The organism is Nocardioides alcanivorans, assembly GCF_021555175.1.
Taxonomy (GTDB): Bacteria; Actinomycetota; Actinomycetes; order Propionibacteriales; family Nocardioidaceae; genus Nocardioides; species Nocardioides alcanivorans.
Genome location: NZ_JAKGRW010000014.1, coordinates 17,306 through 27,749, shown reverse-complemented (window position 1 = coordinate 27,749; position 10,444 = coordinate 17,306). Strand labels below are relative to the sequence as shown.

The window sequence follows — 10,444 nt, the reverse complement described above, 5'->3', positions numbered from 1 at the left end:
TTCAGGGTCTGTGAGTACGCTTTCACTCGCCACAATTTTTCGAGCACGCCGACGCCCGGGAGGGGTAGGGCGGGGCAACGGCCTGCCTCGGCTCCGGCGGGGATGAGTAAGAAATGGAATCGCTGCCGACCGGGACAGCACCGACGCGCACCTGTCGCCGGCCACGGCGACCTGCATGCAGCGCGCGTCCCGAGAATGGTCAGACCCGGGACAGACGCCAGGCCGCGGTTCCTCGCCCTCGACGACGGTCAGGGATGTGTCACCAGTCCCACCGCAGAACCCGGCGCCGCCTGGGAGGACAGGCAGGGGCCGAGCTCGGTCACGATCGCCGAGGCCGCGGACGTCTCTCCTCCACCAATTAGCCAGCGGCAATGCCGACGAGGTCGCCCAGATCGGGGCGCGATCGGGGGAGGTTGGCAACCTGGTTGCCTGCCGGTCGGGACGCGCGCTGGTGCTCATTGCCATCATTTGAGATCGCCAGCGGCACTCCTCGATCGCGTTCCGGCGGTCGTCTTCAGATCTCCGCCGGCGAGCAGGAGTTCGACCTGCCGGGGTGCGACTCGAGGCCGCAGAGCTGCGCGCCTGCGCGCCAGCTCGACGGCGAACTCAAAGGTTGCCGGCAGTTCGTTTTTCGCCAGCACGGCGTGCAGAGTTAGGTGCCGCTGTAAATCGGAAATGAGGTCAAAGCCTCTTCGCTTCGGGCGGCGCCGGGCCGGGCGGCGCTGCCGCCTGCTGGACGGCCGCGAGCCGGCGCAGTGCCCCCCGCAGCCGGCCTGCGAGGTCGTTCGCCATTCGGCGACCTGACGCGCCAGCCGGCGGGACGCTGGTGCCACTGCGGACGCCGCGACATCCATGCCGAGGGCGCGTCGACACTGCTGCGAACTCGAGCGCACTTCGCCCAGCGAGCTGGACGCGTGACCGAGTGACCGTTCGAAAGTATTTGGTGCCCGCATAGCAGCAGATCGTCGACCCTCCTGGCGAGCAGGCCTGCGGGCTCGGCCGACGAGGAGCCGCGTTGTGGAGCGAGGACGGCGTCGCGGACGTCGAGAGAGTGGCTTAGGCGAGCCGAATGGCGGTTGTTGATCAGCGGAAGGGCGTTGTTTTCCGGGCTGCCTGTCGCGCAGTTCGCCGCCGGACACCGCTGACGTAACTGGGCGCATTGAGAGCGGACCCCGAGCGCGAGGGCTGCGCATCACTTCGAGCTGCTGGCCTGCTGGGCGAGCCGGGTGTCTCGTCGCCGAGGCGCCGGAGCTGCTGCGCAGCGGTGCACTGGGCCTGCCGCGCCGGACTGAGGGCACCGTCACCACTGGCGAAGAAGCTGTCGCGCCGGTTTCTGTCGGCCAGAACGCAATTTCCAGGATCTCACCCACCTGGCCGGGCACGGAAGGGCTCACGGCTGACCTGATGACACGCGGAAGATCGCTGTCAGCGAGCCAGACCATCGATGCCGGCGCCGGACTCGCTCGAGCTGCGCCTGAGTGCGGAACGGGGATCCAGCTGCCCGGCCTTCCGGCCTGCCGTTGCATCTTCGCCGAGCAATCTGGCCAGACCTGTATCTGGCTGGCTGCGGCCTGGGATGGATGGCCAGCGGCAGATGAGCCTGCCGCTGTCGGCTGCCATCTGATGACGCCACTCGGCCGCGGCCGCCCATCGCTGATCGCATCCTGTCGGCGCGCCCCCGGCTGACGCTGACCGCTGGCGGGCAACGATCGCCAGCATCGCCGGCTGCAGTTGGCGACGGCGCGGGGACCAGCGACCGCTCGAGCCGCGGCCAGGAAGGTACAGCACCACGTGGAGCGGCGCCGGTAGGACGGATCGCGGCGAAGTCCAGCCAGTTGGCAGCCGCCGTCTTCCAGCAGCGTCCAGCGGCTGCGCGATCGGATCGATGTTGCTGCCGAATATAGGGCCATGGCGACTGCTCAGCGACGCGCAGCACCGAGCATCGATCACGCTCCGCGCCATCACGGCCTCGGGCACCAGCGATCTCAACGAGCCTGAAGGCCGGGACGTGTTCGAGAGCGAGGGCGCCGCCGAGGCCTGACGTGAAAGGCAGAGCGTCGCGCCGCCGCGGCTATCGGAACACGCCTGCTGGATGGCCCGGCAGTAGCGTTCGTACGGCAGCTCCGGTATCGGCCTCGCATCAGCGGAGTACGATCGGCCAGGCGGCGGTGGCCTCGATGCCGCCCGAGTCGGGGTCAACCCTGCCAGGATCAGACAGCACTGTACCGTGCCTGCAATTCTGCGGCGAACTACACCCATGTCGACAAAGCGCGCCGATTTCAGCCCGGCGTTGGAAGTCCAGCACTCGTACGCCCGTCGAAAAACAGATCTGCGTTCGCCAGTAAGGCAGTTTTTTCAGCAGGTCGGCCGACCAAGCGCGAACTGGTCTGTGCCCGCTTGTGCCGCGTGCACTGGGCGGTTTTGTTGCGGAGCAAACAGCGGGCCGTCGCGGACGCGCTGTGCCGTTACAGGTGTATAGCCAACCGTGTGAGTGGTCGCCTCGAATCCAACATTTCGGCGAAAACCGCTATATACGCGGGCGAGCACAGAGATGATCGCACAGGCGATTCCATGAAAGCCTGCGGCGTGAAAGGCCCAGGCACAGGACAGATCACGCTACCGGTAACCCTGACAATCGGCACTGCTCAGCGACCTGATGATCATGATCAGCGCCTCCGCCGATCGCCAGGGTATTGAAAGGTGACTATCGTCGGCACCAATGCCCGCGACTGGTCGGCCCGCTCGACTGCTGATGACGGTTGTCATCTGCCCGGTGGTTGATAGCGCGAGGAGGTTCAGACGTCGTCCCGCTGATCGCGCCTGCCGGAAGATTTCGCCGCTGATGGTGCCGTCGACACTTGTTGCGCCAGTATTTCTCAGCATAATGACGACATCAGGTGTTGATCGATGAGTGACACCAGCCAGCGTCAGTTCTTCTGTTGTCACATGTCGGAGGCGGCCTGGGGACGGCCCTATGGGGTCGAATGCTGATCTTCTATCTGTCGAGCGACTTGCGCTGTTGGTCTGATGCAGGAGAAGTGGACGCGTCCTCGCCGTCGTCCTGCGATGAAGCCGAGCTTTCCTGTCGTTGAACTGGATTTGCGCCTGAGCCACACTTTTGTTTGATATCGATTGTGTTCTCAGTTGCTGAAGATTGTCTGCCTCGCACGTTTAGGGCCCGAAACCAGGAGCAGCGAGAGGCGCGGCCATCGGCTCGGAAGCCATCCTTCACCGCGAGCTCCACATATCATCGGGCGCATCTCGGCGCTAATATCTTCGCTGCGCACGGTGCTCCATCACTTCTGAATGCCGTCTCCCGACGGGCCGACCGGCTTCAGAGTTCTCGCGGTATCGGTCTAGCGCACGAAGTTACCGAAGTCTACGGACCCAAACGCCTCGCAAATTCGACAGAAATGTTTTTGCCTTTATTGGGCCGAAGCACCAGTGACTCTCCGGCGAGACCTGCCACGATGGACGCCTTCCATCACGGCGAGCGGTATTACTCGCGACATATTGTTTATGCGTATTCCGCGACCCGGCCGACAGGCCTGACGACCAGCAGTAGAGTCGGCACCCTGATCCGGAATTTTTTCCCAGTTCAGACCGGTTGCCTGACGAAGTGGAGCTGAGGGAGCCTGACTCGACTATTAACGAGATGCGCTACACCAGGCCACAGCCCTGCGCACTCACTGGTGCGTCGAAAAAGATAAGACTCATATTGCCCACCGGGGGCCGCCCGCTCGCGCTCACTCGGCCTCCTCGATGGGCACATGCTCTGCCGATGCAGCGCAGACCACTCCATCGCAGCGTCGTGAAGACCCTCGCGCGCTGCCGCCTATAGCGGCGGCCTGCTCACGGGCCGCGGGACGCCGCGTGCCGGAGGTCCGGGGTGCCGGGCGCGCCTCAGGTCGATGGTGCAAATGACCGGCGGATAGCCTGTCACCGGGTCCTCCTCACAAATGGGTCCGCGCGGGCACTGCCGAGCTCCCGCCGCTGCGCGACACCCCGCCGCCGTCTCACGCCGTCCCGCACGCCTGCGTTACTGGCCGGCCTCAAAGCGTAGCCACCACTGGTTGCAGTACAGCATTATTACATGTCTGGCCCAGCCACCCACGGGGGCAAGGGCGAGCGCGGGCGAGATTTAGCGTTGCCGACTGTGGGCGCAACCGGGGCGGGGCGAGACGGCGCTCGGCGGGCGAGCCGGCACCACGAGCTCGGCGCATCCTTCCGTCATCGGAAGCTCAGGATGCCGGACGGTCTCTGCAATGTTCTGGTGATGCGAGCCGCCTACGGATGAGCCACAGCCATCGTAAACGCCCCAGGAGTCCTGTGCCGAGAGCCGGGCGCATGTCCGGTGTCGCGGCAGCAGCTCGTGCGAGCGCAGCCGCGTGACACTGCGGGCATCGTAGGTGACGCCGTGCCACGATGGCCGCCATCACCGTCGATGGAGGGCGCTTTCGGCAATGAATCGCCAGACCGGTTTCACCACCGGCAGAGCCGTATTTCGGGCCGGATCGAGATCTCGATCCGGCCGGAGAATGCGAACTCCCTGCGGGTGGTGGAGAAACTCGGTCTGAAGGAGTTCGGCTATGCCGAGCGCTACCTCCACATCGACGGCGAGTGGCGCGACCATCGACAGTTCGCGATCACCACGGAGGAGTGCCCACGAGGCATGGTCGCGCGGCTGCGCTCGCTCTGACCACACGAGTCACACGAGTCTTTCTGCGACACACCTATGGACATGCGCCCCATCCTCGGCTAGGACTCCTAACCTCTGAGGCGTGGACCTGTCCGGAATGATCTTCGTTGCTGTGGCCGTCGCGTGGACCCTCTATCTGATTCCCAAGGCGATGCGTCACCACGAGGACGTCGCCGGAGCACGCTCAGTCGAAAAGTTCTCCGACGCGATCCGGGTGCTCGCCCGGAGGGAGCCGGTGAACGAGAAGGACGCCGAGCTCGTGGTGCCGGGCTCGGCGCCCGCCGAACCAGTCTCGCCCGCCCGGTTGCGGGCGCGGCGTGAGGTGACTCGTCGGGCCACCCAGCGTCGCCGCCGCGTGCTGCTGACGTTGGTCGGCGCCAACGCTCTCGTCGCCGCGCTCGCCCTTGCTGGCGTGCTCGGCTGGACCTGGCAGACGGTCCCGGGCGGACTCGTCGTCGTGTGGCTGGTGCTGTGCCGCGTGATGGTGAAGTCCGAGCGCGCCGTGACGCGGCAGTTGGTCTCGCCGACCGGTGCTGCTGAGGCGGTCGCTGAGGACGGCGTGGACGACGACGTCCCCGAGTCCTATGTCGTCGCCCGCAACGAGCAGGGCTTCGACGAGGTCTGCCCCGAAGCGGAGACCTCCACGATCCCGGTCATCGATGAAGAGTTGTGGGACCCGGTGCCGGTGACCCTGCCGACGTACGTGGGCAAGGCGAAGGCCGTCCGCCGGTCGGTGCGCACCATCGACCTGGGCGCGCCCGACACCTGGACCTCCGGCCGCACCGAGGAGTCCGCGGAGCTGGCCCGTGAGGCCGACGAGGCCGCCGCTGCCGAGCGCGACGCCGGGGAGACTCCGCAGCGCGCAGTGGGTTCCTGACCTTCGATGGAGTGAGTCTGCGCTGCATCGGCCGATCTGGAGCATGTTCACTCCATCGAGGGCCGAGTGGTGCGAGGGGCGGCCCGATTCGGGCAACGGACGCCGGTGGTGCTATCTTTTTCGACGCACCGAGTGGTGCCTGGGGCTGTGGCGCAGTTGGTAGCGCGTCTCGTTCGCAATGAGAAGGTCAGGGGTTCGAATCCCCTCAGCTCCACTTCGTCGGACAACCGGTCTGAACTGGGAAAGATTCCCGGATCAGACCGGTTTCTGCTTGGTCGTCGGGCCTGTCGTCGAGGTCGCGGAGTGCGCCCTCAAGCACGTTCCGGGTCGATATGTCGCGAGTGAAGTGCAGGTGGCGCTCTGTCGCGTGATGGAGGCGGTCCGTCGTGAGGTCCTCGAAGGTCTTTGGGTGCTCGGCCCAGTGCCAGCAAGGCGGCCTGGTCGGAACTACTTGAAACGTTTGGGTCCGTAGACCTCAACCAACTCGGTGCGCCGAAACCGTGCACACCGCGAAGAACCTGGCTCCGGTCGGAGTCTGGCGGCAGGCGAAGTACGTCAGGAGACGGCATTCCACAAGTGATGGAGCACGGTCGCAGCGAAAGATGTCGCGCCGAAACCCCGAAAGTGCTCCCGATGGCCTATGGTGGGTCATGTTGAAGGGATGGCTTCCGAGCCGTCCTGGCCGCGCACGTGGTGCGGCCCGTATCTCGTACTCCTGGTTTCGGTTCGCTTGACATCAGTACGGACGGATGTCTTCAGCAGCTTGAGGGCACAGTGTCCTCGGCACCGAACAAGGGAAAAGATCATGGCTCAGGGCACCGTCAAGTGGTTCAACGCTGACAAGGGCTTCGGCTTCATCGCGCAGGAGGACGGCGGCGAGGACGTGTTCGTCCACTTCTCCGCCATCCAGACCAACGGCTTCAAGTCGCTCGACGAGAACCAGAAGGTCGAGTTCGACCTCGCCCAGGGCCCCAAGGGTCCCCAGGCCGAGAACGTCCGCGTCTCCTGACGTGACAACGAAGGGCCCCGACCGCGCTGGCGGTTTCTAACGGTCCTCGCAACACCTGATGGTTTAGACGGCTGTCAGTAGATCACGCAGACGCTCGGCTGGAGTTTTCCAGCCGAGCGTTTTGCGTGGCCGGCGGTTGAGCTTTTGCGCGACTAGCTCGAGGTCTTCGGGGCCGTGGACCGCTAGGTCGGTGCTCTTGGGGAAGTACTGGCGCAGCAATCCGTTGGTGTTCTCGTTCGATCCGCGTTGCCACGGCGAGTGCGGGTCGCAGAAGTAGACCGGTACGCCGGTCGCGATCGTGAACTGCTTGTGTGCGGCCATTTCGCAGCCCTGGTCCCAAGTCAGCGAGCCCCGAAGATGTTCCGGCAGACTCGCGATCAGCGGGATCAGAACGTCACGAACCTCCTCGGCCGTATGGCCACCGGGCAGGTGACCAAGCATCACGTAGCGGGTCGAGCGTTCGACCAGGGTCACGATCGCGGACTGCGAGTTGGTGCCGACGATGAGGTCACCTTCCCAATGCCCTGGCACGGCACGGTCGGCGACCGCGGCCGGGCGCTCGCTGATCATGATCATCGGGTCACTGAACCGCTGGGTGCGTTGGTCGGGTTGCCGGTGCGGCTTGCGGCGGGTCCGTCCGGTCCGTAATGCCTGGGCAACTTCACGCCGCAAGCCACCGCGGGCCTGGACATAGATCGCCTGGTAGATCGTCTCTGTGCTCACCCGCATGCTCTCGTCGGTGGGGAACTTCTCGACCAGAGCGTGACAGATCTGTTCGGGCGACCACTGATCCTGCAGTTTGGCTGCTACATAGCGGCGCAGCGGACCTTCCGCGGCCAACTTGCTGGCCTTGGGACGGCTCCGCGAAGCAGACCACGCCCGGTGCGCGGCGTAGGGGCGGTAGACGCCGTCGCGTGAGCGGTTGTCCAGTTCGCGCTTGATGGTCGATGCCGACCGACCAAGCTGCCTTCCGATCTCACGCAGCGAGGCATTGCCCCGGCGCAGGTCGGCGATCTTCTCTCGCTCGACGAGCGTGAGGTACCGCGGATGTAACTGGGCTTCCAACGCCGAGACTGTCGGCGCTTGCTGTCCCTCGACATGGGTGCTCACCCCTGTCTTGTAGTTCACCCACCGACCATCGGGGTGCAGGCGCGAGCCGTTGATCTTCCGAATTCCCTTGTCCCAGTCCTGTGCAGTGCGGGGGTTGACCCCGACTCGGGCGGCAGCCACAAGGCGTCGAACTCCTGCCGCACGCAACCGGTCGTACTCCCCACGCCCTGGGTGCGGGCCGGTACCGGGCTTGCCACGACCACGAACGCCCGCCCTGCGGGCCCATCCATAGGCAGTGTTCCGATTCGCTCCGACCGCACGGGCAGCGGCCGTAACGCTGCCGCCCTCACGATCAAGAGCCTCGAAGAACAGCGCCTTCAACTCCTCAGAAACCACGATCCCCGCAACCCCTTGAAACTCAAGGTGTTGCGGGGATCGCTAGAACCCAAGGCTGCGGTCGGGGCCCTTCGTGCGTGATGGGCGCGCAAGGCGGTGATCAGGCATGCTCGGTGCACACACCCGATCATGAACGAGTCACCATGGCCCTGCCCGTCCTGTTCGGCGCCAACATCGATCCGGTCGCGCAGCCGCTGGACGCTCCGCTGCGGAGCCTGGCGGCTGCGGAGCAGCTGGGCCTGGACTTCGCCACGATCCAGGACCACCCCTACCAGCGCCGCTTCCACGACACGTGGACGCTGCTGACCTTCCTGGCCGCGAAGACCGAGCGGATCACGCTGGTCCCCACCGTCGCCAACCTGCCGCTCCGGCCTCCGGCGGTGCTGGCGAAGTCGGCAGCGAGCCTCGACCTGCTCACCGGCGGTCGGGTCCAGCTGGGGCTAGGCGCGGGAGCGTTCTGGGATGCGATCGAAGCGATGGGCGGCCCGCGTCGTACGCCGGGTGAGGCGGTGCAGGCGTTGGAGGAGGCGATCGACGTCATCCGGGCGATGTGGAGTGGCGAACGGACCGTGCGTACGACGGGCATCCACCATGCCTTGGCCGGCATCCATCCCGGGCCGCAGCCGAGCCCGGGTCTGGGGATCTGGCTGGGTGCGCTCGGCAGGAGGTCGCTGGCCCTGACGGGCCGGAAGGCGGACGGCTGGATCCCGTCGCTGTCGTTCCTGCCTCCGGAGCAGCTCGGCGCCTCGAGTCGGCGCATCGATGATGCAGCAGCCGAGGCGGGGCGCGACCCGGCTGCGATCCGCAAGGTCTACAACCTCAACGGTGTCATCGGAGGCGACTCGGCCGTGCCCTTCCGTGGCCCGGCCGAGGCGTGGGTGGAGCAGATCCTGGAGATCATCGAGGACGCCGGAATGAACGCATTCGCCTACTGGCCCGACGAGGACCACTTGCGCCAGACGGAGCTCTTCGCCAACGAGGTGGTTCCCGCGGTCCGCACCGCCCTCGGATGAGGGACGTGCGTCAGTTGGGCGCGGCGGAGCCCAGTGCACCGCTGCGCAGCAGCTCCGGCGCCTCGGCGCGACCGTCGAGCACCCGGCTCGTACGGCGGGTGACCACCCAACCCTGCGCCGAGCGCTCCAGCTCGAAGTGATGCGCCGTGGCCCTCCGCACGACGAACTCGGGGTCCGTCTCGAAGTCGCCGCCGCGGTTGACGATCATCAGCGAGTGGCAGACGCCGACGGCGGAGTCGCCCCGCACGTGCACCCGGGCGGGCCCGAGGAAGTGCGCGCACCCTCCCTTGATCCAACCTTGGTGCCGGTCGGAACGGACCATCGCCCGGATCTCGTCGCGCCCGTTCATGCAGATCTCGTCGACGTCATAGACGCCGTCCTCGCTCCACAGCGCAGCCACCTCGTCGGCCGAGCCACTGTCGACCAGCGGGCCGTAGCTCGCCAGGAGGTCGACGATCTCCTGCTTGTCCTCCAGCTCGCGCAGACGCTGCTCGAGTGCGGTCAGACGGTCCTCGGTCACGCGATCTGCTCCTTCAACTGGGCGAGTGCGTCGAGTTGTTCGCAGTAGTGGTCGACGCCCTCGGCATGGATGGTCGCGGCGATCACGGTGGCACCGGCGTCCCGCACCCGGCTGAGCCGCGTCCGGGTGTCGTCCGGGTCGCCGATCGGATCGAGTGGAGCGCCGGGGCTGAGGGCGACCTCGAAGCCGGCAGGGGCGTCGGCCGCTGCCAGCAGCTCACGGAGCCGGTCCAGCGAGAGGCCGAACGGCACCCAGCCCGTGCCGAGAGTGAGGGCGCGACGCAGTGACCGCGGGGTACGTCCTCCGATCCACAGCGGCACCTGGCTCTGCACGCCGTGCGGCTCGACCACGAGATCGTCGAAGGAGAAGTGGGTGCCGGTGTAGCTGGGTGTTCGCCGTCCGAAGCTGGCGCGCAGGGCGCGCAGGGCATCGTCGGCGATCTCGCCCCGGCCCTCGAAGGTCGCACCCAGCAGGTCGAACTCCTGCTCCAGCGAGCCGACCCCGACGCCGAGGATGAGGCGACCGCCGGAGACGCGGTCGAGGGTGCCGTAGCGCTTGGCGATCTCAAGAGGGTGGTGGTAGCCGAGCACCAGCACCTGCGTCATCAGCCGGATCTGGGTGGTGCGACCGGCCAGGCAGCCCAGGGTTGCCAACGGATCCCAGTACGTCGCGCCCCGATCCTGAGCGACCTCGGTCGGCACCGCCACGTGCTCGCTGCAGCTGAGGTGGTGGAACCCGAGACGGTCCGCGGCCTCGGCGATCGTGATCAGCTCCTCGATGCCTGCCTGGTCCTCCCAAGGGCTGTGGGCTCCCGGGTTCGCCGTCACGATGGGACTGGTGATGCCGATCCGCACGCTGCATCCTGTTCGTCGTCGGAGGC

The 10,444-nt window shown here is 66.4% G+C and carries 7 protein-coding genes, 1 tRNA gene and 1 pseudogene; 6 read left to right on the top strand and 3 right to left on the bottom strand.

The genetic code is table 11. The features are described from left to right. Positions 1 to 1,885 precede the first annotated feature (1,885 nt). The 5 genes and pseudogenes from L1066_RS08370 to L1066_RS08350 all read left to right on the top strand — a co-directional run bounded on the left by L1066_RS08370 (position 1,886) and on the right by L1066_RS08350 (position 6,585). A complete protein-coding gene (locus L1066_RS08370; RefSeq protein WP_235735913.1) occupies positions 1,886 to 2,041 on the top strand; it encodes a hypothetical protein in 156 nt (51 codons plus the stop codon). A gap of 2,469 nt (positions 2,042 to 4,510) precedes the next feature. Then, positions 4,511 to 4,699 (top strand): annotated as a pseudogene (locus L1066_RS08365) (GNAT family N-acetyltransferase); the annotation flags it as partial. 82 nt (positions 4,700 to 4,781) lie between these two features. Continuing rightward, positions 4,782 to 5,576: a divisome protein SepX/GlpR gene (gene sepX / locus L1066_RS08360; RefSeq protein WP_235735912.1), complete on the top strand. Its 795-nt coding sequence runs from the start codon at positions 4,782 to 4,784 to the stop codon at positions 5,574 to 5,576. A 141-nt stretch (positions 5,577 to 5,717) separates the two neighbouring features. Further along, positions 5,718 to 5,790: transfer RNA gene (locus tag L1066_RS08355), tRNA-Ala, on the top strand. Positions 5,791 to 6,381: 591 nt separating this feature from the next. Beyond that, positions 6,382 to 6,585, top strand: a complete 204-nt coding sequence (locus L1066_RS08350; protein WP_235735911.1) for a cold-shock protein — start codon at positions 6,382 to 6,384, stop codon at positions 6,583 to 6,585. A 63-nt stretch (positions 6,586 to 6,648) separates the two neighbouring features. On the opposite strand, the gene L1066_RS08345 is transcribed toward L1066_RS08350, so the two are convergent. Next, positions 6,649 to 7,842, bottom strand: a complete 1,194-nt coding sequence (locus L1066_RS08345) for an IS30 family transposase (RefSeq protein WP_249224046.1) — start codon at positions 7,840 to 7,842, stop codon at positions 6,649 to 6,651. A 332-nt stretch (positions 7,843 to 8,174) separates the two neighbouring features. Here L1066_RS08345 and L1066_RS08340 point away from each other — a divergent pair, with 332 nt between their 5' ends. Continuing rightward, positions 8,175 to 9,044, top strand: a complete 870-nt coding sequence (locus L1066_RS08340) for an LLM class flavin-dependent oxidoreductase (RefSeq protein WP_235735910.1) — start codon at positions 8,175 to 8,177, stop codon at positions 9,042 to 9,044. Positions 9,045 to 9,054: 10 nt separating this feature from the next. Here L1066_RS08340 and L1066_RS08335 read toward each other — a convergent pair whose 3' ends face one another. Both L1066_RS08335 and L1066_RS08330 read right to left on the bottom strand, forming a co-directional pair. Beyond that, the gene (locus tag L1066_RS08335; RefSeq protein ID WP_235735909.1) at positions 9,055 to 9,564 is read right to left on the bottom strand and encodes a nuclear transport factor 2 family protein; all 510 of its coding nucleotides are present in this window, start codon (positions 9,562 to 9,564) and stop codon (positions 9,055 to 9,057) included. Further along, positions 9,561 to 10,418 carry an LLM class F420-dependent oxidoreductase gene (locus L1066_RS08330; RefSeq protein ID WP_235735908.1) on the bottom strand — a complete coding sequence of 286 codons (858 nt, stop codon included), beginning with the start codon at positions 10,416 to 10,418 and terminating at the stop codon, positions 9,561 to 9,563. The genes L1066_RS08335 and L1066_RS08330 overlap by 4 nt, the downstream gene beginning before the upstream one ends. Positions 10,419 to 10,444: the final 26 nt, after the last annotated feature.

Excerpts from the sequence above, each read along its gene's own strand:
- L1066_RS08370 (WP_235735913.1), top strand. The coding sequence starts at position 1,886 with ATGTTGCTGCCGAATATAGGGCCATGGCGACTGCTCAGCGACGCGCAG.
- L1066_RS08350 (WP_235735911.1), top strand. The coding sequence starts at position 6,382 with ATGGCTCAGGGCACCGTCAAGTGGTTCAACGCTGACAAGGGCTTCGGC.
- L1066_RS08340 (WP_235735910.1), top strand. The coding sequence starts at position 8,175 with ATGGCCCTGCCCGTCCTGTTCGGCGCCAACATCGATCCGGTCGCGCAG.